Source organism: Polaribacter sp. IC073 (assembly GCF_007997075.1).
GTDB lineage: Bacteria > Bacteroidota > Bacteroidia > Flavobacteriales > Flavobacteriaceae > Polaribacter.
The window spans coordinates 153,401-180,005 of record NZ_VORS01000003.1; the positions used below are offsets into that span (position 1 = coordinate 153,401).

The 26,605-nt window shown below is 33.7% G+C and carries 23 protein-coding genes; 16 read left to right on the forward strand and 7 right to left on the reverse strand.

From position 1 onward, the window contains the following. Nucleotides 1–50: 50 nt before the first annotated feature. Nucleotides 51–413 (reverse strand): CoA-binding protein, encoded by a 363-nt coding sequence (locus ES045_RS05955; RefSeq protein WP_147113901.1) that lies wholly within the window; start codon nucleotides 411–413, stop codon nucleotides 51–53. A 209-nt stretch (nucleotides 414–622) separates the two neighbouring features. On the opposite strand from ES045_RS05955, the gene ES045_RS05960 reads away from it, so the two are divergent. Next, complete coding sequence (locus tag ES045_RS05960; RefSeq protein WP_147113905.1) at nucleotides 623–3,037, forward strand: outer membrane beta-barrel family protein; 2,415 nt, start codon at nucleotides 623–625, stop codon at nucleotides 3,035–3,037. A 176-nt stretch (nucleotides 3,038–3,213) separates the two neighbouring features. On the opposite strand, the gene ES045_RS05965 is transcribed toward ES045_RS05960, so the two are convergent. Then, entirely contained in the window at nucleotides 3,214–4,221 is a 1,008-nt protein-coding gene (locus ES045_RS05965; protein ID WP_147113908.1) for a 3-oxoacyl-ACP synthase III family protein, read from the reverse strand. Between the two features lie 170 nt (nucleotides 4,222–4,391). Here ES045_RS05965 and htpG point away from each other — a divergent pair, with 170 nt between their 5' ends. The 7 genes from htpG (at nucleotide 4,392) to ES045_RS06000 (ending at nucleotide 10,260) form a co-directional block, all read left to right on the forward strand. Beyond that, a complete protein-coding gene (htpG, locus tag ES045_RS05970) occupies nucleotides 4,392–6,299 on the forward strand; it encodes a molecular chaperone HtpG (protein ID WP_147113911.1) in 1,908 nt (635 codons plus the stop codon). Nucleotides 6,300–6,572: 273 nt separating this feature from the next. Beyond that, nucleotides 6,573–7,463 (forward strand): neutral zinc metallopeptidase, encoded by an 891-nt coding sequence (locus ES045_RS05975; RefSeq protein ID WP_147113914.1) that lies wholly within the window; start codon nucleotides 6,573–6,575, stop codon nucleotides 7,461–7,463. Nucleotides 7,464–7,481: 18 nt separating this feature from the next. Continuing rightward, nucleotides 7,482–7,997, forward strand: a complete 516-nt coding sequence (locus ES045_RS05980) for a GNAT family N-acetyltransferase (protein WP_147113916.1) — start codon at nucleotides 7,482–7,484, stop codon at nucleotides 7,995–7,997. Nucleotides 7,998–8,096: 99 nt separating this feature from the next. Then, a complete protein-coding gene (locus ES045_RS05985; RefSeq protein ID WP_147113923.1) occupies nucleotides 8,097–8,423 on the forward strand; it encodes an ArsR/SmtB family transcription factor in 327 nt (108 codons plus the stop codon). Nucleotides 8,424–8,435: 12 nt separating this feature from the next. Next, complete coding sequence (locus ES045_RS05990; protein WP_147113929.1) at nucleotides 8,436–8,906, forward strand: DUF6428 family protein; 471 nt, start codon at nucleotides 8,436–8,438, stop codon at nucleotides 8,904–8,906. 161 nt (nucleotides 8,907–9,067) lie between these two features. Further along, on the forward strand, nucleotides 9,068–9,967 hold the full coding sequence (locus ES045_RS05995; RefSeq protein ID WP_147113933.1) for a DnaJ C-terminal domain-containing protein: 900 nt from the start codon (nucleotides 9,068–9,070) through the stop codon (nucleotides 9,965–9,967). Continuing rightward, nucleotides 9,964–10,260: a chaperone modulator CbpM gene (locus ES045_RS06000; RefSeq protein ID WP_147113938.1), complete on the forward strand. Its 297-nt coding sequence runs from the start codon at nucleotides 9,964–9,966 to the stop codon at nucleotides 10,258–10,260. Before ES045_RS05995 ends, ES045_RS06000 begins: the two co-directional genes overlap by 4 nt. Nucleotides 10,261–10,329: 69 nt before the next feature. Here ES045_RS06000 and ES045_RS06005 read toward each other — a convergent pair whose 3' ends face one another. Together ES045_RS06005 and ES045_RS06010 are read right to left on the reverse strand one after the other, a co-directional pair. Next, complete coding sequence (locus ES045_RS06005; RefSeq protein WP_147113941.1) at nucleotides 10,330–11,370, reverse strand: RluA family pseudouridine synthase; 1,041 nt, start codon at nucleotides 11,368–11,370, stop codon at nucleotides 10,330–10,332. A 78-nt stretch (nucleotides 11,371–11,448) separates the two neighbouring features. Then, entirely contained in the window at nucleotides 11,449–12,006 is a 558-nt protein-coding gene (locus tag ES045_RS06010) for a PASTA domain-containing protein (RefSeq protein WP_147113945.1), read from the reverse strand. A gap of 91 nt (nucleotides 12,007–12,097) precedes the next feature. On the opposite strand from ES045_RS06010, the gene ES045_RS06015 reads away from it, so the two are divergent. From ES045_RS06015 to ES045_RS06040, 6 genes are all read left to right on the forward strand, one after another. Further along, nucleotides 12,098–13,072 carry a D-alanine--D-alanine ligase gene (locus ES045_RS06015; RefSeq protein WP_147113950.1) on the forward strand — a complete coding sequence of 325 codons (975 nt, stop codon included), beginning with the start codon at nucleotides 12,098–12,100 and terminating at the stop codon, nucleotides 13,070–13,072. Nucleotides 13,073–13,191: 119 nt separating this feature from the next. Then, complete coding sequence (gene coaD / locus ES045_RS06020; protein ID WP_147113953.1) at nucleotides 13,192–13,647, forward strand: pantetheine-phosphate adenylyltransferase; 456 nt, start codon at nucleotides 13,192–13,194, stop codon at nucleotides 13,645–13,647. Between the two features lie 8 nt (nucleotides 13,648–13,655). Next, nucleotides 13,656–15,401, forward strand: coding sequence for a M14 family metallopeptidase (locus ES045_RS06025; protein WP_147113955.1), 1,746 nt, complete (start codon nucleotides 13,656–13,658; stop codon nucleotides 15,399–15,401). A gap of 3 nt (nucleotides 15,402–15,404) precedes the next feature. Beyond that, nucleotides 15,405–16,508: a lactonase family protein gene (locus ES045_RS06030; RefSeq protein WP_147113959.1), complete on the forward strand. Its 1,104-nt coding sequence runs from the start codon at nucleotides 15,405–15,407 to the stop codon at nucleotides 16,506–16,508. 185 nt (nucleotides 16,509–16,693) lie between these two features. Next, entirely contained in the window at nucleotides 16,694–17,158 is a 465-nt protein-coding gene (locus tag ES045_RS06035) for a (2Fe-2S)-binding protein (RefSeq protein ID WP_223267192.1), read from the forward strand. After that, nucleotides 17,155–19,371, forward strand: a complete 2,217-nt coding sequence (locus ES045_RS06040; RefSeq protein ID WP_147113962.1) for a xanthine dehydrogenase family protein molybdopterin-binding subunit — start codon at nucleotides 17,155–17,157, stop codon at nucleotides 19,369–19,371. The genes ES045_RS06035 and ES045_RS06040 overlap by 4 nt, the downstream gene beginning before the upstream one ends. Nucleotides 19,372–19,407: 36 nt before the next feature. Here the strand turns inward: ES045_RS06040 and ES045_RS06045 are convergent, their stop codons facing one another. Beyond that, complete coding sequence (locus tag ES045_RS06045) at nucleotides 19,408–19,806, reverse strand: DNA-binding protein (protein WP_147113965.1); 399 nt, start codon at nucleotides 19,804–19,806, stop codon at nucleotides 19,408–19,410. 492 nt (nucleotides 19,807–20,298) lie between these two features. On the opposite strand from ES045_RS06045, the gene ES045_RS06050 reads away from it, so the two are divergent. Together ES045_RS06050 and ES045_RS06055 are read left to right on the forward strand one after the other, a co-directional pair. Next, nucleotides 20,299–20,691, forward strand: coding sequence for a (deoxy)nucleoside triphosphate pyrophosphohydrolase (locus ES045_RS06050; RefSeq protein WP_223267193.1), 393 nt, complete (start codon nucleotides 20,299–20,301; stop codon nucleotides 20,689–20,691). Then, entirely contained in the window at nucleotides 20,688–23,825 is a 3,138-nt protein-coding gene (locus ES045_RS06055; protein ID WP_147113968.1) for a DEAD/DEAH box helicase, read from the forward strand. The genes ES045_RS06050 and ES045_RS06055 overlap by 4 nt, the downstream gene beginning before the upstream one ends. 236 nt (nucleotides 23,826–24,061) lie before the next feature. Here the strand turns inward: ES045_RS06055 and ES045_RS06060 are convergent, their stop codons facing one another. Beyond that, nucleotides 24,062–25,954, reverse strand: a complete 1,893-nt coding sequence (locus ES045_RS06060; protein WP_147113971.1) for a SulP family inorganic anion transporter — start codon at nucleotides 25,952–25,954, stop codon at nucleotides 24,062–24,064. A 54-nt stretch (nucleotides 25,955–26,008) separates the two neighbouring features. Continuing rightward, nucleotides 26,009–26,605, reverse strand: coding sequence for an NUDIX hydrolase (locus ES045_RS06065; protein ID WP_147113974.1), 597 nt, complete (start codon nucleotides 26,603–26,605; stop codon nucleotides 26,009–26,011).

The following is a 26,605-nucleotide window of genomic DNA, read 5'->3' on the forward strand; positions in this document are numbered from 1 at the left end:
AAGCGAAATACGCACGCTAAAGTTTCCTTTAAAAACCTCAGGTTTTTTTTTTAATATTGATTGGTTGCTAACAACACCAACGTACACGCAATTTCACTTTCAATATTATTTTCTTGCAGTAATTTCACAAACTCCCTATTTTCTGTTCCCGGGTTAAAAACAACTCTTTTTGGCTGCAAACTAAGAATGTAATTATAATATTCTTCTTGTCTTTTAGGATTTAAATACAACGTAACGGTATCTATATCTTCATACGAGACCTTCTCCGTATCAATAACAACGCCTGCAACAACTCCTTTTTTTAAACCTATTGCAACAACTGGTATATTATTTGCTTTTAATTTTTTTATTGCGCTGTTAGCATAGCGCTCTTCTTTTAATGATGCACCAATAACTAAGGTTTTCTTTTTCATATTTTTATTTAATTTAAGCATGTTTTTCAATTCATACAAATATAAAAATTGAAATACATCATTTTATGTTTTACAACGTATTTTTTGTTTGAACACTAAAAATCTCTTTTTCAATGCTCAAAACTACTTATGAACTATATTTTAACTACTTTTAACAAAGTTTGTAATAACTAATTTGCTATGAATGTTACAAACATAATTTTTAAATTATGAAAAAGTGTATTCCCCTATTTCTTTTTTTTTTATCTCTTCCGTTTTATACCCAAACCAAAAACGAAGTTGTAAAAAATACAGGAACCATTACAGGCCAAATTATTGACTATCAAACAAAAAAAACGTTGTCTTATGTAAATATTATTTGCAAAAACAAAGCAGCAACCATTATAAATGGCGCAATTACAAATAAGAAAGGTCATTTTACAGTTCATAAACTTCCTTTAGACACTATTTTTATGGATGTTCAATTTATGGGGTACAAAACCATAAAAAGAACCATTGTATTATCTAAAAACAAATCAAATTTTAATTTAACCACCATTCAGTTAGAAGAAGAAACTCATCAATTAGATGCAGTTCATATTCAATTAGAAACCTCTACTGTTGTTCAGAAAATAGATAGAAAAGTAATTCATGTTGGTAAAGATTTAGCTTCTGCGGGTACAAATTCTCTACAACTGTTAGAAAACATCCCTTCGGTTCAAGTAAATTTTCAATCTGGAAGCATCAATCTAAGAGGAAATAACAATGTGCGTGTTTTAATAGACGGAAAACCGTCGAATTTATCGCCTTCAAAAGTATTAAAACAAATACCTTCTTCTTCTGTAAAAAGTGTTGAGTTAATTACAAATCCTTCTGCAAAATATACGCCCGAAGGCATGAGCGGAATTATCAATATCCTTCTAAAAAAAAATACTAAAATTGGTTTTAACGGCGCTATAAGTTTCGGTTTAGATCATAGTATAAATACAAGACCAACAGGTTCTTTAGACGCAAATTATAGAACAGGGAAAGTAAACTTTTATGCTAATTATGGGGCAGATATCGGTAAGTTTGAAACCGTTGCTTTATTTAATAGGAGTGCTAAAAATCTTCGACAAAAAATAAATTATACAGACAATACAACCAGTAACTACCTAAAAACAGGAGTCGATTTTTACATCAATAAGAAGAACACCCTTTCTTTTTATACTTCGCAAAGTTTTGCTGACACTGATTTTAGTATTGACACGAAAGTTACTGAAAACAATCATTTAATTTTTAATGCGCCAAACTTATCTCATTATGAGACAAAAGAACAGGCGTATAATCTAGATTACAAATTAGCTCTTGATCAAAAAGGACAAAATATAGAATTCGAAGTGAACTATACAAAAACAAGAGATCCACAAAAAGACTCCAACAAAGAAACCGTAACTCCGGGTTCTAAACGCTATAATTACACAAATAAGATCACCAACAATTCAGATACTTTTTTAGCAAATTTAGATTACTCAAAACCGCTTTCTGGCGGCAAAATAGAAGCAGGCTTAGAAGCAAGAGTTCAACATACGTTTCATAATATTATTACAGATCAAGAAATAGAAACCTATGCAAATTCTGCAACTGTACCAAAAGGGAATTCAACTTTAAATTATGATCGTGAAATTTATTCTGGGTATATCAATTACACAAAAAAGTTTAAGAAACTTGCTTTTCAAGGTGGTTTAAGACTAGAACATTTTACAGTAAATGGTTTGTTTTCTAATACAGAACAAGCGGCAATAGCCCCTTATGCAGATGTATTTTTCACAATCTACCCATCTGCCTATTTTACGTATTATGCTTCCGATAAAAATGAATTCCAAATAGGCTACAGTAGAAGAGTAGACAGACCAGGTATTGACCAAGTTACGCCAATACAAGAATGGACTTCCCCCTTAAGCACCTCTATTGGTAACCAAACTTTACAACCACAATTTACCAATTCATTTGAAATTAATTATACAAAAAACATAAAAAAAGGAACTCTTTCTTTTGGTACTTTCTACAGACGCACTTCAGATAAAATTGGTAGAATTATCAATATAGATCAGACAAATGAAGATCGTCAACTATTTTCTTATGCAAATTACGACACAGCAGACAGTTATGGCGTAGAATTTTCTTCGAGTTTTAAACTTACAAAATGGTGGAGCTTTAGACCAAGTGCAAATCTGTACATTCAAGACAGCCAAGGGGTGATCAACAACAAACAAGAAAGTACAAAAAACACTCTTTTTAGTGCTCGAGTGAGCAATAGTTTTAAAGCTTCTAAAAAGTTAAGGTTTCAATTGTCTAGTTCTTACAGAGGAAAAAGTGAAGGCGTACAGTTTAAAATACAACCTTATTTCTTAGTCAATGCTTCTGCTCAACTTTCCGTTTTAGATAATAATGGTGCAATTACCCTAAGAGGAACCGATATTTTTGATGGTTATAAGCTAGACTTTTCTGCAACAAATCCGTTTGCACAAACCGGACAATATACGTTAGAATACAGCGCTATTTATCTTGGTTTTTCTTATGATTTCGGAAGTGGAAAAAACAGAGCTAGAAAGAGAAAATACAGAGAAAGCAACGAAACCAGAGGTAGTGGTGGTGTTTTGTAGCAATGTTTTTTATTCCCTAAATTGAGGGCTTAACAACAACAAAACACCCCAGATACAATAGCATTAGCAAACTATTAAAAAAATATTCTAACAGTAAAAAAGGTGCTACAAAATGCAGCACCTTTTTTTTATGTCATTTGAAAGCAAATGGAGAAAACCAAAAGCGAATCTTTTTTTTACCATCTAATAATAATGCTTCCCCAAGTAAAGCCACTACCAAAAGCAGCCAAAACAACCAAATCGTTGTCTTTTATTTTACCAAGTTCCCAAGCTTCTGTTAAGGCAATAATTACAGACGCAGCCGTAGTGTTTCCGTATTTCATAATGTTGTTATGCACTTTATCATCAGCTAACTGAAACTTCTTTTGTATAAACTGTGCTATCCGTAAATTCGCTTGATGCGGAATTAACATATCGATATCTTCTTTTTCTAAATTGTTGGCGTGTAACCCCTCTACAATGGCTTCAGAAAAACGAGTGATGGCGTGTTTAAATACAAACTGGCCATTCATATAAGGATAATAAGAAACATCTTCAGGATCATTTGCTGCGATAATTTCTGGCACCCAGCGTTGTGTAGAAGGTCCTTCTAAAGCCAATTCTTTTGCGTGTTTTCCTTCCGAATGCAAATGAGAAGATAAAATTCCTTTTCCTGCGGCTTCACTTCTAGAAAGTACTGCGGCTCCTGCCCCATCCCCAAAAATTACAGAAACATTTCTTCCTCTTGTAGATTTATCTAATCCACCAGAATGATTTTCTGCACCAATAACCAAAATATTTGTATACATACCCGTTTTTATAAATTGGTCTGCAACAGACATCGCATAAATAAACCCAGAACATTGGTTTCTAACATCTAAAGCACCAATTGTTGGCATATCTAACATGTCTTGTATTTGCACGCCACCTCCAGGGAAATACATATCCGGACTTAAAGTAGCAAAGACAATAAAGTCGATATCATCTTTAGTTAACCCCGATCTTTCAATAGCGATTCTAGCAGCTTTTGCGCCCATAACTGCGGTTGTATCTCCAGTTTTTGGATCTATCCAACGTCTTTCTTCTATTCCCGTTCTTTCTTGAATCCATTCGTCCGAAGTTTCCATAAATCCCTTTAAATCGTCATTTGTTACAACGTTTTCAGGAACATAATAGCCAAGTCCGGTTATTTTTGAATTATACATAGTGTACATTTTATTTGCTAATTGTTTGTATAAGCTAAAATAGTAAATTTTATTTTCATAGAGATGCTGTCTAAAACGTTCCTTTTCTGTCATCTTGTCACAATAGCCTGTTTGGTATTTTTTTTGACTAGTACTAAGCACAAATAATAAATAAAACAAACAGACATAAAATGGCAAAAGGAAATATTAATGTATCGGTAGAAAATATTTTTCCACTGATTAAAAAATTCTTGTATTCAGATCACGAAATCTTTTTACGTGAATTAATCTCTAATGGAACAGATGCAACTTCAAAATTAAAACATTTAATTGCAATTGGTGAAGCAAAGACTGAATTAGGTGATGCTAAGATTGAAGTAAGCATTGACAAGGAAGCGAAGACAATTACTATTAAAGATCAAGGTTTAGGAATGACAAGTGATGAGGTTGAGAAATACATCAACCAAATTGCATTTTCTGGTGCTGAAGAGTTTTTAGATAAGTACAAAGATAACGAAGCAGGAATTATTGGACATTTTGGTTTAGGTTTTTACTCTGCTTTTATGGTTGCAGAAAAAGTAGAATTAATTACAAAGTCTTTTAAAGATGCACCTGCTGCACATTGGACGTGTGACGGTTCTCCTGAATTTACATTAGTTGAACACGACAAATCAGACAGAGGAACGGAAATTATCTTGCACATTGGTGAAGATTCTTTAGACTTCTTAGAAGAAAGTAAAATTGGTGGTTTATTAAACAAATACAATCGTTTTAACCAAGTGCCAATTAAATTCGGTACAGAAGAAATTAACGATCCAGAGTTTACACCAGCAACTACAAAAGACGCAGAAGGTAAAGAAACTACAGAAGCGCACAAACAAATTACGGTTGACAATATTATAAACAATACGTCACCTGCTTGGACAAAAATGCCTGCCGATTTAACGGAGAAAGATTACGAAGATTTCTACAGAGAATTGTATCCAATGCAATTTGAAGAGTCTTTATTTCACATTCATTTAAATGTTGATTATCCTTTTAACTTAACAGGAATTTTATTCTTCCCGAAGTTAAGTCCGTCTATGGATATGCAAAAAGACAAGATTCAATTGTACCAAAATCAGGTTTTTGTAACCGACAATGTAGAAGGAATTGTACCAGACTTTTTACAGATGTTAAAAGGTGTGATTGATTCTCCAGACATTCCTTTAAATGTTTCTCGTTCTGGTTTACAAGCCGATGGCGCAGTAAAGAAAATATCGGGTTACATTACCAAAAAAGTGGGTGATAAATTAGCTTCTCTATTCAAAAAAGACAGAGCAGATTTTGAAAAAAAATGGAACGATATTAAAGTTATCATTGAATACGGAATGTTGTCTGAAGATAAATTCTTTGACAAGGCACAGAAATTTGCATTGTACCCAACAGTAGCAGATACTTACTTTACTTTTGATGAGTTAATTGAAAAAACAAAAGCTTCTCAGACAGATAAAGACGGAAATCACGTTATTTTATATGCCTCAAATAAAGAAGCACAACACAGTTACATACAAGAAGTAACGGCTAAAGGATACGAAGTTTTAGTTTTAGATTCTCCTATTATTTCGCATTTAATGCAGAAGTTAGAAGGTGCTGGTGAAAAAGTGAAATTTACAAGAGTAGATTCAGACCATGTTGATCATTTAATTAAGAAAGACGAAAACGTAATTTCTAAATTGTCTGAAGAAGAAATAACCACTTTAAAACCAATTATAGAAGGTGCTGTAAATTCTAAATCTTACACAGTTCAATTAGAAGCGATGGATTCTGCTTCTTCTCCGTTTATTATTACGGTTCCAGAATTTATGCGTAGAATGAAAGAAATGCAAGCTTCTGGTGGTGGCGGTGGCATGATGGGAATGGGTAATTTTCCAGACATGTACAATTTAGTGGTAAACACAAATAGTCCGTTGGTTTCAGACATTTTAAACAGTAAAGATGAAGCTGCACAGAAACATTTAATTTCTCAAGCTTTTGATTTGGCTAAATTATCTCAGAACCTTTTACATGGTGAAGATTTAACCAAGTTTATCAAACGTTCTTACGAATTGATTAAATAGTGGCGAATCGCCACAGCTATTAAAAAAAACGTCATTGCAAGGAAGAATGACGAAGTAATCTGCTTCTAAATAATGAGATTGCTTCCCTGCATTCGCAATGACCTTTAAAACCAAAACCTCTTTGTTTATTCAAAGAGGTTTTTTTAGTTTAAAAAAGGAACTCTTACTCATTTAAACTACCTATTAAAAAAATAATCAAACTTCTTTTAAAGCGGAGTTTTATCAAGTAAAAATTAAATAGTAAATTTATCTTTTTTTTAAAAACAGTGTATTATGAAGTGGAGAGGAAATAGAAAAAGTTCTAATGTAGATGATCGAAGAGGTGCTTCTTCTAGCAGCGGTTCTGGTGGCAGATTAAGCCCTGTGTTCATCGGTTTGATCTTAAAATTAGTAACCTCTAAAAAAGGATTGCTACTTTTGGGAGTTGTTGTGGCTCTCTTGTATTTTACAGGTACAAATCCTTTGAGTTTACTAACAGGAAACACCAACAATCAAATACAATCTTCGGGGGCTTATAAAGGAACTCCGGAAGAAAATGACTTGGTCGATTTAACCAAACGTGTTTTAATAAGTACAGAAGATGTTTGGCATCAATTGATACCCAATTACAAAGCGCCAGTTCTGGTACTTTTTACGGGTTCTGTAAATTCTGCTTGTGGTGCTGCTTCTAGCGCAACTGGACCTTTTTATTGCCCTGGTGATGACAAGTTATACATCGATTTAAGCTTCTTCCAAGAAATGAGCAGAAAGCTAAATGCTCCTGGAGATTTTGCACAAGCCTATGTAATTGCTCATGAAGTTGGGCATCATATTCAGAATATTACAGGAATAAACAGACAAGTACAGCAACTTCGTGGTAAAGTTAGCCAAACGGAATACAATAAATATTCTGTAATGTTAGAGTTGCAAGCCGATTTTTACGCAGGTGTTTGGGCACACCACGCTCAAAAAACAGCTTTAATCTTAGAACCTGGTGATTTACAAGAAGCACTAAATGCTGCACATGCCATTGGAGATGATCGTTTGCAAAAACAGGCTACAGGGCGCGTTGTACCAGATTCTTTTACACACGGTACTTCTGCTCAAAGAATGCGTTGGTTTCAAAAAGGATATGAAACTGGCGATGTAAACCAAGGAGATACTTTTACCGCAAGTTCTTTATAAATAATAAAATAACACCACATGTCTTATATAATAGAAGCAAACATCAAAGATGTAAAAGCACTCTCTGAAGTTGGTAAAAAAGCTTTTTTTACGCCTCATAAAGAAGTAATTCCTAAAGAAATTATGAAGGCCTACTTAGAGAACAGTTTTAGTGAAGAGAACTTGATAAAGGAAATTACAAATCCTGATTATCAATACAACTTAATATATGCTGATGGTGCTTTGGCTGGTTTTTCAAAAATAATTATCAATCATAAAAACGAAAATATAAACGGTGCAAACATTACAAAAATGGAACGTTTGTATTTAGTAGAAGAATTTTACGGCTTGGGTTTAGGGAAAGAATTGTTTCAGCATAATTTAGCGTTGGTAAAACAACAAAACCAAAAAGGCATTTGGTTGTACGTTTGGATAAAAAACGACAGAGCTCTTGCTTTTTATAAAAAAGCAGGGTTTAAAAAAATAGCTTCTTATGACTTCCCTATTTCCGATACAGAAACAAGGATAAACGATGTTTTGTATTTAGAGTTCTAGCTTCAAAAACTTTCTTCACTCTATAAAAATTAAGTTAAAAAAGAGATGGCGCATTGCGCTTCCATGCATTAATCGTAATATTGCAATAAACAAATTAAAATGGGGTTGACCAAGTCAGAAATATTTACGGAACAGCAAAATGAAATTGCGGCCATTGCTAAGGTATTAGGGCATCCTGCAAGAATTGCAATTTTAGAGTTTTTAATAAAACTAAAAACGTGTGTTTGTGGAGACTTAGTCAAAGAGATTGGTTTGGCACAACCAACCATTTCTCAGCACCTCAAAGAGCTTAAAAAAGTAGGTATCATAAAAGGTACTATAGAAGGCACAAGTGTTTGTTACTGTATCGATCAAGAAAACTGGGGAAAGGTAAAAAACACTTTAACCCTATTTTTTAATACAAACGCAACAGCAAACTGTTGCTAAAAAAATAAAATTATGAAATTATCAGAAATCAAAAATCACTTAAAAAGTTTAGAAAAAATAGGGTTTCAATTGCCAAATGGAGAAATGGTAAAACCTCACTTTCACGTTACAGAAGTTGGTAAAGTAACCAAAGAATTTATAGATTGTGGGGGTAAAGTGAGAAGTGAAGCAGTTATTAATTTTCAACTGTGGGAAGAAAATGATTATGACCACAGATTGCATCCAGAGAAATTAACGAACATCATAGCGCTTTCTGAAAAAAGGTTTCAATTTGATGATTTAGACATTGAAGTAGAGTATCAAGGAAAAGAAACCATTGGTAAATTCGGTTTAGATTTTAACGGCACTCATTTTTTATTAACTCCTAAGATTACCGCTTGTTTGGCTTTAGATGCGTGCGGAATTCCAGCAGAAAAACCAAAGCTTGCTTTTGCTGCGGTAGCCAAAGGCACTTCTTGTGAACCCGGTTCTGGTTGTTGTTAAGTTCATTTGAGGCAAAGTAAAAAGGGGTTTGGCTTGTTTTTTAACTTAGAAATCTTAACTTAGCTAAGCACCTCAACTTTAAAACACTTGTCTGTATTTTTTTTAGTATTAGAGTGATAACCGTTTACAAGTAAGGTATCCATAAAAAATAAACCTAGATAATGGCATTTATAGATTATTATAAAACTTTAGGCATTTCTAAAAATGCAACGAACAAAGAAATTAAAACGGCGTATCGCAAGCTTGCTCGGAAGTTTCACCCCGATATAAATCCGGATAATAAGGATGCTGAATTAAATTTCAAAAATATTAATGAGGCAAATCAAGTTTTAAGTGACCCAGAAAATCGCAAGAAATACGATACGTATGGTAAAAACTGGAAACATGGTGCGGAATACCAACAAGCCCAAAATCAGCAACAAAGGCAACACCAATCTCAAAATCAATCTGGTCAGCAAGGGTTTTCTGAAGATGCATATTCAGACTTTTTTGAATCTATGTTTGGAGGCGCAAGCGGTTCTTCTAGGCAAAGACAACGTCCGAGATTTAAAGGTCAGGATTTTAATGCAGAATTACACTTAAAACTTAAAGACGTTTACACCTCGCATCAGCAAGTTTTAACGGTTAATGGTAAAAAAATAAGGTTAACTGTTCCGGCAGGTGTAGAAAACGGACAAGTTATAAAAATTAAAGGCAAAGGAGACAAGGGCGCAAATGGCGGTCCGAATGGAGATTTGTATCTAAAATTTGTTATCGACAACGATACCGAGTTTAAAAGAGTTGGCAACGATTTGTATCAAAAAATAACGTTAGATTTATACACGTCTATTTTAGGAGGAGAAGCAACTATTGACACCTTTAATGGTAAAGTGAAGCTTCAAATAAAACCAGAAACAAAAAACGAAACCAAAGTAAAATTAAAAGGAAAAGGTTTTCCTGTTTATAAAAATGAAGAGAAATTTGGCGATTTGATAATTACGTACCATATCGCAATGCCTACAGATTTAAGTAAGGAAGAAATAGCGTTATTTAAAGAACTTCAAAAAATCAAAACAAAATGAGACAAGAACATCTAATAGCAGCACAAACCCTTTGTACTCATTACAATATTGAAATATCATTTGTAGCTACTTTAAACCAAATGGGGCTCATTCAAATTGAAATTATCGAGCAAGAACAATTTATAAATCAAGAACAAATTGGCAATCTCGAAAAAATCATTAGGCTTTACAATGAATTGCATGTAAATTTAGAAGGTATAGACGTCGTTTTAAACCTTTTAAACAAAGAAAAAGAATTGAAAAATGAAGTAACCTCCCTTAAAAACAGGTTAAGACTTTATGAAAATGATTAAAAGAAGCAACTAATTTCATTTTTTATGCCAGCCATTGTTTTATCAATCGTTGGCATAAAAATGAATAGGTTACTGTACTTCTACATCTTTAGAGTTTTCTGAATACGTTCTCCATTTCTCTAAACAATCTGTAATGTCTTGAGGAACTTCAGAATTAAAACGCATAAATTCTCCGGTGGTAGGATGTGTAAATCCTAATGTTTTTGCGTGTAATGCTTGTCTTGGCAACACTTTAAAACAGTTGTTTACAAACTGCTTGTATTTGGTAAAAGTGGTTCCTTTTAAAATGTCATCGCCCCCATATCGCTCATCATTAAAAAGGGTGTGTCCAATATACTTAAAGTGTGCTCTAATTTGGTGTGTTCTACCCGTTTCTAACTTGCATTGTACTAAAGTTACATAGGTAAGTCTTTCTAAAACTTTATAATGGGTAACGGCATGTTTCCCAAAATCACCATCTGGAAAAACAGCCATTTGCAAACGATTTTTTAAACTTCTACCGATATTTCCTTCGATGGTGCCTTCATCTTCCTCTACATTTCCCCACACCAACGCATAATACAAACGCTCTGTAGTTCTGTCGAAAAACTGACGTGATAAATTCGCCATTGCAGACTCTGTCTTTGCAACCACCAACAATCCGCTCGTATCTTTATCAATTCTATGCACCAAACCTGGTCTTTCATTAGAATTTGTAGGTAAATTTTCTATGTGATGAATTAAACCGTTTACCAAAGTACCAGAATAGTTTCCGTGCCCTGGATGTACCACCATTCCTGCAGGCTTATTTACTACAATTACAGCCTCATCTTCATAAACAATATCTAAAGGAATGTCTTCTGCAACTAATAAATTTTCTGCGGGTGGATAGGCTAAAACAACTCTAACAACATCCTGTGGTTTTACTTTATAATTCGATTTTACAGCAACATCATTTACCAAAACATTTCCTGCTTTTGCAGCTTGTTGTAGTTTACTTCTGGTAGCATTTTCAATAAAATTCATTAAAAATTTATCTACACGCAAAGGCTCTTGTCCTTCAGTTGCTACAAAATTATGGTGTTCGTACAATTCTTCCTTCTCTAAATCTTGGTTCTGATTTTCTTGCAAAATGGTTCTTCTAAATTACTGTTATTATTCACTCTAGCGGCAACTTAAAATTGCGCACTTACTTTATATCAACTAATTTTAACGTCCTTTTCCATCACCTAAAACCAAATCTACTATAGAATTTAGTGGCAATTGGTCTCCTTCGTTTATTATTTTTCCTTTAAAACGCAAACCTCTCACAACATCTTTACCAATGTCATTTACAAAAGTAACGTTTGTCCCAACATTTAAGCCCATTGCTCGCAATTGAGAGGATGCTTGCCTTTTTGTTCGTCCGTTTAAATCTGGCATCGTAATGTCTCTGTATTTAGACGGATTTAAAGTAAGGTATATTTTACGCTTTTCTTTCACAAAATCTCCTGCTTCTGGGGTTTGTTCTATCACAGATTTTTTAGGATAATCTGGATTGTAACTTGCGCTATCAATTATTTTAAATTCTAAATGTAACTCCTTTAATTTCCTATCAACCTCATCTAAAGATAATTTTTGCAAATCTGGTACTTGTATTTTTTGGTTGTGATTTGTAGTGACTCCTAACCAAAATTTTAACCCAAATACAAACAATAATAAACCAACAATAGCAATTGCTATTTGAACAAAAAAAGTTTTACTTTTTAAAAATTGAATCCCACTCATAATCATTTTTTTAATCACACAAAGATATAAAAACTAAACGGTGCTATTTCTATTTATATTTTGATAAATTTGTTTTATTATTTTTAGAAAAATGAAGAAAAATATTGCCATCATAATGGGGGGTTATTCATCCGAAGTAAACATTTCAATAAAAAGCGGAAATGTAGTCTACAACCATCTAAACAAAGAAAAGTACACCTCTTTTAGAGTCTTAATTTTAAAGGAAAAGTGGGTTGCTTTAGATGCTGCTGAAAATGAATATTTAATTGATAAAAATGATTTCTCTTTCATTAAAAATGAGGTAAAAATCACTTTCGACTGTGTTTTTAACGCAATTCATGGCACGCCAGGAGAAAACGGACAAATATTAGCCTACCTAGATCTTATCAATTTAAAGCATACCTCTGCCCCATTTTATCAAATGGCATTAACGTTTAATAAGAGAGATACTTTAAGTGCTGTAAAAGCATACGGCATTAAAGCGGCTACTTCGATATACTTAAATAAAGGAGATGCTATAGATCTTGATAAGATTGTTGCTAAAGTTGGCTTGCCTTGTTTTATCAAACCAAACAATGCCGGTTCTAGCTACGGAATTTCGAAAGCACACACCAAAGAAGCTATTTTACCCGCAATTGAAGTTGCATACAAAGAAGATTCAGAAATTTTAATTGAATCTTTTTTAGACGGCACAGAAGTTTCTGTTGGTGTGATTCAATACAAAGGAGAAACAAAGGTATTGCCACTTACAGAAATTGTTTCCGAAAATGATTTCTTTGACTATGAAGCAAAATATGAAGGAAAATCACAAGAAATTACACCCGCAAGAATTTCAAAAACGCAACAAGAAAAGGTTGTAAAAATTGCAAAAAGAGTCTATAAAGTTTTAAACATGTCTGGTTTTTCTAGATCGGAATATATTTTTGTAAATGATGAACCTTATTTTTTAGAAATAAATACGGTGCCTGGTTTAACAGAAAACAGCATTTTGCCACAACAAGCAAAAGCAGCAGGCATTTCTTTAGCAGCTTTATTTGACAGCGCAATTGAGGCTGCTCTTGTATAGCGCCCTTTTTGAGACAAGAATTATACACTAAATTATTTTAAGAGGACTTCGCAAGAGAATTCTAATCAATTTTCGTTTTCCGTGAATAAAAAAAAACGAAAACATCAAATTTTAAAAATATGAAAAGAGCAATTTTCCCAGGGTCATTTGATCCCATAACACTAGGTCATTTCGATATTATAGAAAGAGGCATTACCCTTTTCGACGAACTAATTATTGCAATTGGTATCAATGCAGATAAAAAATACATGTTCACTTTAGAAGAGCGAAAGAACTTTATAAAGGCTTGTTTTAAAGACAACCCTAAAGTAAAAGTAGTGGCGTATGAAGGTTTAACGGTACATTTCTGTCAAGAAAATAATGTAGATTTTATTTTAAGAGGACTTAGAAACCCTTCCGATTTTGAGTTTGAAAAAGCCATTGCGCATACAAATAGAGATTTAGCACCGATAGAAACGGTCTTTCTGCTAACAGCCGCAAGCACGTCTTATATTTCATCTTCTATTGTAAGAGATGTGATTCGAAACAATGGAGATTACACCAAATTAGTTCCTAAACCCGTACGTGTAAAATAAGCTGCTTTATGAAAAAACTTTTACTTTTACCCCTCCTTTTAATGGTCTTTTCTTGTGATAAATCATCAAAAAACACAATAGATTTTACTACACAATTCGAAAAATCTAAAGGCAAAGAAACACCAGAATACAAAGACATTATCTCCTATTACCAACAATTAGCCGAAGCATATTCGCAAATTTCTTTGTTTTCATTCGGACAAACAGATGCCGGGGAACCTTTGCATTTAGTGGTGTACAACAGAGAAGGTATTTTTAATATTGATGAAATTACCAATTCAACAAAAAACAGAATTTTAATAAATAACGGAATTCATCCCGGAGAATCTGACGGAATTGATGCTTCGATGCTACTCTTAAGAGACATTGTACAAAGTGATTCTCTTCAAGAAAAATATAAAAACTCTTTAATTGCAGTAATTCCTGTGTACAATGTTGGTGGCGCTTTAAACAGAAACTCACACACAAGAACCAACCAAAACGGGCCACTGGAATACGGATTTAGAGGAAACGCTAGAAATTTCGATTTAAATAGAGATTTCATCAAACAAGACTCTAAAAATGCGGCCGCTTTTGCTGAAATTTTTCACGCTGTCAATCCAGCTATTTTTATAGACAATCATGTGAGCAATGGCGCAGATTATCAATATGCCATTACCCATTTATTTACACAGCACAATAAATTAGGTGGAACTTTAGGGAACTTTATAGAAACCGAAATGCGTCCTCAAATTGAAAAGTCTTTGTTAAAAAAAGACATTATTATTACACCGTATGTAAATGTTTGGGGCAGTACACCAGAAGCAGGATTTTCTCAGTTTTTCGATTCGCCAAGATACTCTACAGGGTACACAACCCTATTTAATACCTTAGGAATGATGGTGGAGACACACATGCTAAAACCCTATAAAGTTAGAGTAGCACAAACCTATGAATTGATGCTTTCTGCCATCGATTTTACAGAAGAAAACTCAGAAACCATAAAAAAGCTTCGTGCAAAAGCGGTGGCAGAAATTATGGCGAAGCAAACCTATCCTATTTCTTATACCGTTGATAAAGAAAACCCAACAACTTTAAATTTTAAAGGATACGAAGCAACCACCATTCAAAGTAAAGTGACTTCTGGAGCGCGTTTGTTTTATGACACCTCAAAACCTTTTGAAAAGGAAACCAACTACTACAATAATTTTATAGCCGATAAAGAAATTACCATTCCGAATGCCTACATTTTACCACAAGGTTGGCATACAATTGTAGCTCGCTTAAAGAATAATAAAATTGAATTTACACGTTTTAAAAACGACACCACCATCACTGTAGAAGTGCAACACATTGCCGCTTACAAAACAAGAAGCGCTGCTTATGAAGGGCATTATCTGCATTACAATACCGAAGTTTCTAGAACCATCAAAGAAGTTACTTTTAGCGCGGGCGATTTATTGATTCCTACCAATCAAAATGGGGTGCGTTACCTGTTAGAAACGTTAGAAGCAGAAGCTACAGATTCCTTTTTCAATTGGAATTTTTTCGACACCATCTTGCAAAAAAAAGAAGGCTATTCTGCCTATGTTTTCGAAGATATTGCCGAAACTTTTTTGGCAGAAAACCCAGAAATTAAAAAGCAATTTGATGAAAAACTTAAAAACGACGCCTCTTTTGCAAAGAACCCAAGAGCTCAGTTAGATTTTGTTTACAAAAAATCACCGCATTATGAGCCTGCTCATTTACACTTACCCATTTTTAAACTCTTTTAATTTATGAAATATTTAGCGCTTACGCTTTTCGCATGCCTTTTCTTCGGATGCCAAACAACAACTCAAAAAACAGTAGAAGACAGTCTTTTCTACGTAGGCACCTATACTAAAAAAGACAGTAAAGGTATTTATAAGTATGCACTTTCTAAAGAAGGAACATTGCAGAATTTAGGGCTGGTTGCTGCCATTACAAATCCTAGTTTTTTAGCAAAATCGAAAGATGAAAAAACACTTTTTGCTGTTACAGAAACCAATGAAAACGGAACCGGTTTTATTAGTTCGTACGCAATTAAAAAAGATACTTTAAAGTTCTTAAGTAGACAAGAAAGTGGTGGTGCAGCTCCTTGTTTTATTGCCGTTAATGAAGACAATTACCTCCTTACTGCAAATTATACGGGCGGAAATATCGGTTTGTTAAAAGCGAATGAAAAGGGTGAAATTGCACCACTTTCTTTTGTGCAACAGCACGTTGGTAAAGGAACTACAGCAAATCAAAAAACGCCACATGCGCATTCTGCTTGGTTTCACCCTGCAAAAGATGAAATTATTTCTGCCGATTTAGGAACGAATGAATTGTGGTTTTCTACCCTTGACACCACCAAAAAGGAACTTGTTTTTACAGATCAAAAAAAGTTAAAAATGGCTGCAGGTGCTGGCCCAAGACACCTCGCATTTCACCCAAATACTAAATGGATCTATGTTTTAAATGAATTAAACAATACGGTTTCTCTTGTAAAAGAAAAAAAGGACACCTATTTTGTAGAAACTTCCATTGCTACAGTACCAAATGATTTTACAGGGACTAGCAGTGCCGCAGACATTCATCTTTCTAAAGATGGTAAATTCTTATACACGTCTAATCGCGGACATGATACAATCGCTATTTTTAAGGTGAATTCAGAAAACGGAACTTTAACAACGGTAGGTTACCAATCGGTTTTAGGTAAAAATCCACGTAATTTTTCTTTGTCACCAGATGAAGCATTTCTTGTAGTTGCCAATCAAGACACCAATAACATCATTTCTTTTAAACGAGATGCCACCACAGGAAAATTAACTTTTGTAGCTGAAGTTGCGGCACCAATGCCTGTTTGTATTCTGTTTTAGTTTTTAAACACGCATTTTACGAAGTGGTACAAAGTTACTAAAACCACCTCTTTATTAAAATGATAAAACCCCTAAACAGTTCATAAAATTTCGATTTTTATCGGAATGGTATCGAGCACATTAAAAGTTAAAAAAATCTATTAAAATCATTTTATTCGTAACTTGTAGTTTCAAAACTTCTACAAGTGAAAACAACCTTATCAATTAACGGAAAACCGTACGCAGTTCAAGTACCAAAAGACATGCCTTTATTGTGGACTATTAGAGACATTGTAGGCTTAACAGGAACCAAATTTGGTTGTGGTGTAAGCCAATGTGGCGCATGCTCTGTGCTCATAGACGGCAATCTCACAAAATCTTGCGGCATCCCAGTTGCAGCTGCAGTTGGAAAAGAAATTTTCACAATTGAAGGAAGTTCTGAAAACTTAGAATTTCTTAGACAAGCTTGGAATGACGGAAACGTACCGCAATGTGGTTACTGCCAATCGGGACAGTTAATTGCTGCTACTTCCCTACTCGATGCCACAGCAAACCCTACCGATAAAGAGATAGACAATGTTATGAGTGCTAATATCTGTAGGTGCGGCACCTACACAAGAATTAAAAAAGCCATTCACAAAGCAGTTGCACTTAAAAACGAAACAGTATGAGCAAGATTCAGAAAATAGACAGAAGAGATTTTGTAAAGTTATTTGGTTTGGCTTCTGGTGGCATTCTTTTGGGCTGCACCGCTACCACAGTAGAAAAGAAATTTAAACCTGCCATAGATCAAGATTATTTTGCGCCCAATTTATTTGTCCATTTAGAAAAAAACGGAAACGTGACCTTAATTGCGTCACGTTCGGAAATGGGACAAGGCATTAGAACCTCTTTGGCATCTGCTATTGCAGACGAATTAGAAGCCGATTGGCAATATGTTTCTGTAAAACAAGCAATCGGTCATGAGAAATACGGCAATCAGAATACGGATGGTTCTCGAAGTGTAAGAACAAAATTAGCACCGATGCGTAGAATGGGCGCTGCTGCAAAAAGGATGCTGATTACTGCCGCTGCAAAAAAATGGAATGTTGCAGAAACCGCTTGTAAAGCAGAAAATCATCACATCATCAATAAAAATACAAATGAAAAAATATTCTTTGGAGATTTGGTGGAAGCTGCTTCTCAGGACGAAGTTCCTGCAGAAGAAACCATCCAACTAAAAAAAGTGGAAGATTTTAAATTCATCGGAAAAACATTAAAGAGTGTCGATTTAGACGACTTTACACACGGTACAGCAACCTACGGAATTGATGTTCGCATACCAAATATGAAGTTTGCCGCCATTGCAAGATGTCCCGTAACATTTGGTACCGTAAAAAGTTTTAAGAAAGACAAGGCAGCAAAGGTTGCGGGTGTAGAAGCCATTTATGAAATGCCAAGACTGATTCCGCCAACAGGAAAATTCTTTGGGATGTTAGGTGGCGTTGCCGTAATTGCCAACAATACCTGGGCTGCTTTTCAAGGAAAATTAGCCTTAGCTATTGAATGGGATAAAGGCGAAAATGCCTCTTTTGATACCGAAGCATTCAAAAAAACACTCACAGAACGGGTACACAAAACCGGTAAATTAGTTCCTGGGAGTCGAGGCAATGTAACGACTGCTTTTAATGCTGCAGAAAAAACGGTAGCAGCAACCTATCACGTTCCTTTTTTAGTACATGCACCAATGGAAGTGCCCAATGCCACTGCTTGGTTTCAAGGAGATAAAATAGAAGTTTGGGCGCCTGTGCAAGATCCTCAAACAGCAAGAAGCGAATTGGCACATTTTTTTGAAATTCCGATAGAACATATTATTGTAAACGTTCCTTTTTTAGGGGGCGGATTTGGTCGAAAGTCAAAATCTGATTTTGTGGTAGAAGCGGTTGCCATTTCTAAGAAGATAAATGCACCGGTACAAGTAGTTTGGACGCGTGAAGATGATGTACAACATAGTTTTTACCATGCCACAAGTGCGCAATATTTAAAAGGGGGTTTAGACAGCAGCGGAAAAGTTACTGGTTGGTTGCAAAGAGTTGGCTTTCCTTCTATTGTGTCGTCATTTAAACCATTGTCTGACTACGCCTCTGGCTTCGAACTTGGGCAAGGTTTTATCAACAATCCGTATGATTTAGAAAATTTTAGACTCGAAAGTGTAAAAGCAGAAGCAAACTTAAGAATTGGTTGGTTGCGTTCTGTAGTTCATATTCATAGTGGTTTTGGCATCAATTCTTTTGTAGACGAGTTGGCATTTGCAGCACAAAAAGATCCGGTACAATTTCGCTTAGAGCTGATTGGAAAAGATCGCATTCTTACAGGGAAGTCAGAATTTCCTTTTAATTCTAAGCGTTTTAAAAATGTTTTAACTGCCACGGCTAAAATGGCAAATTGGGGTGTGAAACCTACTAAAAACCATGGTTTTGGTGTTGCCATTCATTATAGTTTTTACAGTTATGTAGCCACTATTGTAGAAGTTTCTGTAGTTGACAAGAAAGTAAAAGTCGAAAATATTTGGACGACCATCGATTGTGGTTTGGCTTTAAACAAAGACAATATTAAAAATCAGTTAGAAGGTGCTGCCATTTTTGGGATGTCTTTGGCTTTGTATGGTAAAATATCTACCAAAAACGGCGCTGTGGAGCAACACAATTTCTTCGATTATCAAATGACAAGAATGAAAGACGCGCCAAAGATTCATATTCATATTGTAGACGCAATGAAAGAACCGCCAACGGGTGTTGGGGAACCCGGAGTTCCTGTAATGGCACCTGCCATTTGCAATGCTATTTTTAATGCGACAGGAGAACGTGTGCGAAGTTTGCCTTTGGCAGATTTGGGGATGGTTTAGATTATACTATAAAGGAGTAGGTGTATTTAAGAATAATTAAACACTCCTACTCCCTTCTTTATAAGTAGTAATACCCGCCTTTAACTTTCTTTTCATTTTAAGAGAGGGTTGGTAATTAATATGAAATTTCTTAATATTCTCATTTACACTTAATGCTTCTGGTGCAGTAGCAGCAATACCACTAAAACCCATTTTAAATTTACCAACATCTCCTAAATCTACAATTTTACCTTCACTTAAATAATGGTCTAACTTTTTACCCAAAGCCATTAATACTGCTTTTACATCTACTTCATGCAACGTACATTCATTACTTATGCTTTCACTTAAAGTATCTAAATCTATAGTACCCGTATTTACCGCTTGTAAAATGTACTGTTCCTCTTTATTTTTTATACTATTAGTTCTTTTGGTTATCCTATAACGTAATGCCATAACTATGTACTTTTTTTTGTATATTTATAAAACTTAGAAATTATCTCGTCTTTAAGCTCTTAAAACCCTTCTCTGTAAAAATACTACATTTTACTATTATTTATACTAGTACTCTTGTAAATATATACTAGTATATTTATTGTAGTATACTAGTATTTTTATAAAATAGTTACTGAAGTCTGTTCTAAAACTACAGGTACTTTGCTAAAAAAGTTACTGAGGTTTGCTAAAGAAGTGTGCTACTAAGTTATTGTGTCTGTATTTTTTAATTATTAGAACTCCATTAAAAAACGGAGCTATAAATCTTGCTTTTGTAGATAAAGTGTTATAGCTGCCAAATTATTTGTGGGAAAATTTCTGCAATCTTTAGTGAAACGGAAGAACTTGTGGAAGGTTTGTCTTTGATTGATTTATGGGTGGATTAAAAGTTGAAAAATAAGACACTTGTTTAGAAATAATTTTTTACTTTAGTAGAGCTATAAGAAAATAAAATTGAAAAATAAAATAATTACTGTTACTTGTGCAATCATTCATTTTGATGATAAAATCTTAGCTGTTCAAAGAAGCCAAACAATGAAACTTCCTTTAAAGTGGGAATTTGCAGGAGGAAAGATTGAACCTGATGAATCTGAAATTGATTGTATTAAAAGAGAAATATTTGAAGAATTAAATATTTTTATTGAAATAAAAGAAAGACTAACTCCCGTAACTCACCAATACCCAGACTTCAAGATTAAATTAATTCCCTTTACTGCTAAGTATCTTTCCGGCGAATTAAAACTAAGAGAACATGCCAATTACCTTCTAGCCAATACAGAAGAATTACTTAAATTAGATTGGGCAGAAGCCGATTTACCAATTTTAAAAGAATTTTTAACATTATGAATCAAGGAATTTACGAAGAGTTAATTACCCAACTTGTATCTGAAAAGTTAGAAACTCTTGACAATGATAAATTTTATTTAAAGAAAAACTTAATTGATAAGGAAGAAGCTTCGAATGTTCTCTCAAAACATCTAGCAAGGACTATAAAGCAAGCTTTTGATATTATAGGAAAAAATAAAGTAGATGAACAAATTAAAATTGCTAATAGAATAATTAAATTGCTAAAAAAAGAACTAGACAAACAAGAGTTTGATGATGATTTAGTAAGTATTGAAGGTGAGATTCTAAAAGCTGTCTTTTCTAAAACAGACGCTCATTTCACAAACTTAGACCTTCACTTAAAAGAAATAACACCCTACACAAGGTTAACACAAAGTGAATTATTTACTGGTGGAAATGGAGGTTTATCATTAGAAAGTGAACTTAAAAAAGAGATTCTTTCTTCTAATCAAATTAATCTATTAGTCTCTTTTATAAAATTTAAAGGAATAATTATTCTAGAAAAAGAATTAAGAGAATTCACTGAACGTGGTGGTAAATTAAAAGTAATAACGACAACATATATTGGTGCAACAGATTATAAAGCAATACAATTGCTTTCAAAGCTTCCAAATACTGAAGTTAAAATATCTTACAACACTTCAAACGAACGATTACACGCAAAAGCATATTTATTTTATAGAAACACAGGGTTTCACACTGCTTATATAGGTTCTTCTAATTTCTCTAGGTCTGCATTAACAGATGGTTTAGAATGGAATTTAAAAGTAACAACAAAAGAAGTTAGCCACATAATTGATAAATTTCAGAAAACATTTGATGCTTATTGGCAAAGTGATGATTTCGAGTTATTTGATGATTCTATCCATAAAGAAAAACTTCAAAATGCTTTAAAACAAAGTAAGTTCAGTAAACCTTATGACAACAACACTGTTATTTTCGATATCAAACCATTTCCGTATCAAAATGAAGTATTAGAAAAGTTAGAAGTAGAAAGGACAGTACACAATAGATTTAGGAACCTTATTGTTGCAGCAACAGGAACTGGAAAAACTGTGATTTCTGCATTTGATTATAAACAGTTTAAACAAAATAATAAGTCTTCAAAACTACTATTTCTTGCTCATAGAGAAGAAATAATTAAAAAATCGCTTTATACTTTTCAAGGTGTCTTAAAAAACAATAATATTGGAGAACTATGGGTTGGAGGAAAAGTTCCTGATAATTTTGATGTTGTTTTCGCTTCAGTCCAAACTGTAAATAATCAATTTAAGAACTTCAATCTAGCATCTGATTTTTATGATTATATTATAATTGACGAATGCCATCACCAAACAGCAAACAGTTATAGAGAAGTAATCAATTATTTTAAGCCGAAAATACTTCTTGGGCTTACCGCAACGCCAGAACGAATGGATGGTGGCGATATTTTAGAAGATTTTGACAACAAAATTGCTGCAGAAATAAGATTACCTGAAGCGATGAATAGAAAATTACTTTGTCCTTTTCAATATTTTGGAATTACCGATAGCGTAGATTTAACTAATGTTAATTGGGTAAGAGGTAAATATGTTGCTAGTGAGTTAACCAACTTGTATACAGGAAATGATAGAAGGGTTCGAGAAATAATTGACGCTTTAGAAAAATACACTAAAGACATAAATGATATAAGTACTTTAGGTTATTGCGTATCAATGGAACATGCCAAGTTCATGGCAGAAAAATTCACCTTATTTGGATTAAAAGCAGATTATCTTACAAGTAAAAATAGCACAGATAGAGTCTCAATTCGTCAAAAACTAGAAAAAAAAGAAATCAATTACCTTTTTGTTGTTGATATGTTTAATGAAGGTATAGATATTCCTGAAATTGACACAGTTCTTTTTTTAAGACCTACAGAAAGTCTAACGGTCTTTCTACAACAATTAGGAAGAGGCTTAAGACTACATGAATCTAAAGATTGTTTAACCGTTTTAGATTTTGTGGGAAATTCTAAACCTGAATACAATTTTGAAAGTAAATTTAGAGCCTTAATTGGTAAAACAAACACCACTGTTTTAAAAGAAATTGAAGACGATTTTCCTCACCTCCCTTTAGGATGTTCTATAATCTTAGAAAAAAAGACAAAAGAAACTATTCTTAAAAACATTGCATCAGCAACATCTTTGAATAAAAGCAAGTTGATTAATAAAATCAAAGGTTTTCAGCACGACACTAATTTACCTTTAACAATTAGTAACTTTAGTAAGTTTTATAATATTCCATTGCAATCTATTTATAAAAGAGGAAGTTGGAAGCGTCTATGTCAATTAGCAGGAAAAATAGAAGATTTTAATTCTGAAAATGAAAAACAAATAGTTTCGGCAATTTCTAATAAATGGTTTTCAACAAATTCATTAAGCTATTTCTCTTTCATATTAAAGATTGCGAATCTAAATTTTAAAATAAATATCTCTGAATTAAATGAAAATGAAAGAATAATGCTTTTAATGTTGCATTATGATGTTTGGAAAAAAGAAGGTGGTTTTGATTCAATAGAAAAAAGCATTGAACAAATAGGAGCAAACACTATTTTAGTTGAAGAAATAAAAGAAGTATTAGAAATATTAATAGAGAAAATTGATTTTAAAGAAATACCTATTAAACTTTCTTATGAACAGCCTCTAAAGCTACACAGTCGCTATACCCGAGACCAAATTTTATCAGCATTTAGATTTAGTAGTTTTGAAAATAAATATCTAAGTATGGAAGGTACTGTTGAAAACAAAAAATTAAATACTGAAGTATTGTTTATCAATCTTATCAAAACTGAAGAAAATTTTTCTCCAACGACCATGTACGACGACTACGCAGTTAGTGCTTCGTTATTTCATTGGCAGACTCAAAATCAGTCAAGACCAGACAAGGGAAAAGGATTATCATATATTAAACATAAAGAAAACGAAAAACGAATTTTATTATTTGTTAGAGAAAAGGCTAACAATGAATTTGGTAAAACATTAGGATATGTATTTATAGGAGAAGGTAATCTAAAAGATCATTATGGCTCTAAACCAATGAGTATCAACTGGGAATTGAATGAGCCAATGCCACATTATTTATGGAAAGATGCTGCCAAACTTTCTATTGGATAATTCAAAATAACAAAAAAATGTGTTTAAAATAACAAACGAGTCACAAACCTTATTCGCAATATATAAAAAGGGTGTTCATTTAGGAAATGAAAGAGGTAAAAATAGTAATGCTGCAATAAGAAATTATCTCATTGCAGCACTATATGAAGAATCTTTAAATGATAAAGAATTCATTTCATTCTATTCAGGAATAAAAGCAATCAAAAACATTCATTTTTGATAAAATAAATCTTCCCCTAAAACTTATATTCCCCTAAAGGTTTCGGAAATTTCTCTGGGTTTGCTGCTAGGTGGTAGCGAGGATCATCGATTCCTTCTTCTATAATGCCTGTAAAAATAGGAGACGCTTTGTACAATAACACTTTACAATCTTCACTTAAATGTTTTAGCGTTACCTTTTTACCAGCAGCTTGGTATTTTTCTACCAAAGCATAAATGGCTTCAATAGCAGAATGATCTGAAACACGCGCTTCTACAAAATCGATCTCAATATTTTCTGGGTCTGTTTTAATCTCAAACTTTTCATTAAAATCGGTAATACTTCCAAAGAACAACGGCCCCCAGATTTCGTAAACCTTTGTTCCGTCTGCTTTAAAACGCTTTCTAGCTCTAATTTTCTTTGCACTTGCCCAAGCAAAAGATAAGGCAGAAATAATAACCCCTACAAATACTGCAATTGCCAAATCAAAGAAAACGGTTACTGCAGACACAATGATTAATACCAATGCATCTGACAATGGTATTTTCTTTAAAATTCTAAAACTAGACCACGCAAATGTTTCAATAACCATCATAAACATGACACCAACAAGTGCTGCAATAGGCACTTGCTCTATGTATTTATCTGCAAATAAGATAAAGGTAAGTAGCGTTAACGCCATCATGACACCAGACAAACGGCCACGTCCGCCAGCATTAATATTTATAACTGTTTGCCCAATCATACCACAACCACCAGTACCCCAAAACATACCACTTACAATATTACCTGCACCTTGTGCAACACATTCTTTGTTTCCGTTTCCTCTAGACTCTGTTAATTCATCTACCAAATTCATGGTCATTAACGTTTCTATCAACCCAACCGATGCTGCTAAGAATGCATACGGCGCAATAAATTGTAAGGTATCTAAATTAAAAGGAAGGTTGCTCCATAATTCTAAAACGTTTAAGTTCTTAGAAAGTTCTGCAATTCCGTTTAAACCTGCTCCGCCCCCATCTCTAATAAAATCGCCTACATTAATAGAACTTAAGCCACTAAAGATAGAGATTAAGGTAACAATTAAAATGGCGGTTAAAGCCGCTGGTATTTTTGTAGTTAATTTGGGCAAACCCCAAACAATTAACATGGTTAACAACACCAAACCAATCATTACATATAAGGTTTCTCCTTGCATAGAAGATTTTACAACACCGGTATCTTTTACAGCGTAGAATCCTTCTTCGGAAACATTGTAGACTACTTTTTTAGTTTTTGCATCAAAGACTTGCCCCTCTGACACCACAAACACTGCTTCGTTGGTATTACTATTTATAACAGATTTGCCTTCAATAGTAAACAACACCGTATTGGAAGCGATGTCTTTTACTTGATTATCTGAGACCTTATACACCAAGTCTTTCGATTCGGTTTTACGCATATTTTGTCCGAAGAAATCTTTCTTATTCTCTTTGAACATGCCTAATTGCGCCATAAAAATAACGATGGCTAGTCCGTTTACGAATCCCATCATTACAGGATGCGGAATTAAACGCACAAATTTACCGAGTTTAAATACCCCTGCAAAAATCTGTATAATTCCCATTAGAACAACGGCGGCTAAGAGATAAAAGTACCCCATATTCTCTACCGGAGTATCAAATAACAACCCTTTTGCGTGTCCTTCTTGTATCATGTTTACAAAAATAACAGCTACAGCTCCTGCTGCTCCAGAAATTAATCCTGGTCTTCCACCAAATACTGCTGAAATAATTCCTACTACAAAAGCACCAAATAACGCTACTATTGGACTAATTTGTGCCACAAAAGCAAAAGCAACCACTTCGGGTATCATTGCTAGCGAAACGGTTATTCCTGCAAGAACGTCATCTTTTGCATTGGGCAATATCTTTCTTATAAATTCAGTCATGTTTTTTTGTGCCTTTTTAGAAGTCGGCAAAGATAGAATGTTTTTTGGGGAATATCACATTTTAAGATAGCGATCATACACCAACTCAATATTTTTGTAGGAATTTTTAAGTGCTTTTGTTACTTCCTCTTTATTCTTAAACAGCACTTTTGTAATTCCTTCTTCTAATTGCGGCACCAGTTCTTTGTCATAGTCAGAAGTCATTAAAAACCAATAGGTTTCTTTTAGCTTCATTCCGTTTTCAAAATAAACGTGATAGGTTGTTGTTAAGGGTTTTATCAATTTTAACTGATAAATACCACACTCTTCTTCTACTTCTCTAACAGCGGTTTCTTCAATAGATTCTCCTGCTTCAATTCTACCTTTGGGCAAGTCCCATTTTTTAGATCTGTAAATAAATAAGATGTCTTTTTTAGAATTTAACACCAAGCCACCCGCAGCAGAAACAATATGAAAAGTCTTTAAAAAGTCTTGCCAACCTTTCTCTAAGTCAGGCGCATAGAGGTTTACGCCTTTCAATTTCTTATTCTTAAGTAGCTGAACAATTTCTGCTGTAATCGTGTTCCTTAATAGGTACACAGGAAAGTTATTGTCATTTTTTTGAGAAGATGTTAAAATAATTGGGGTATCATTTACAAAAACTTTATACAT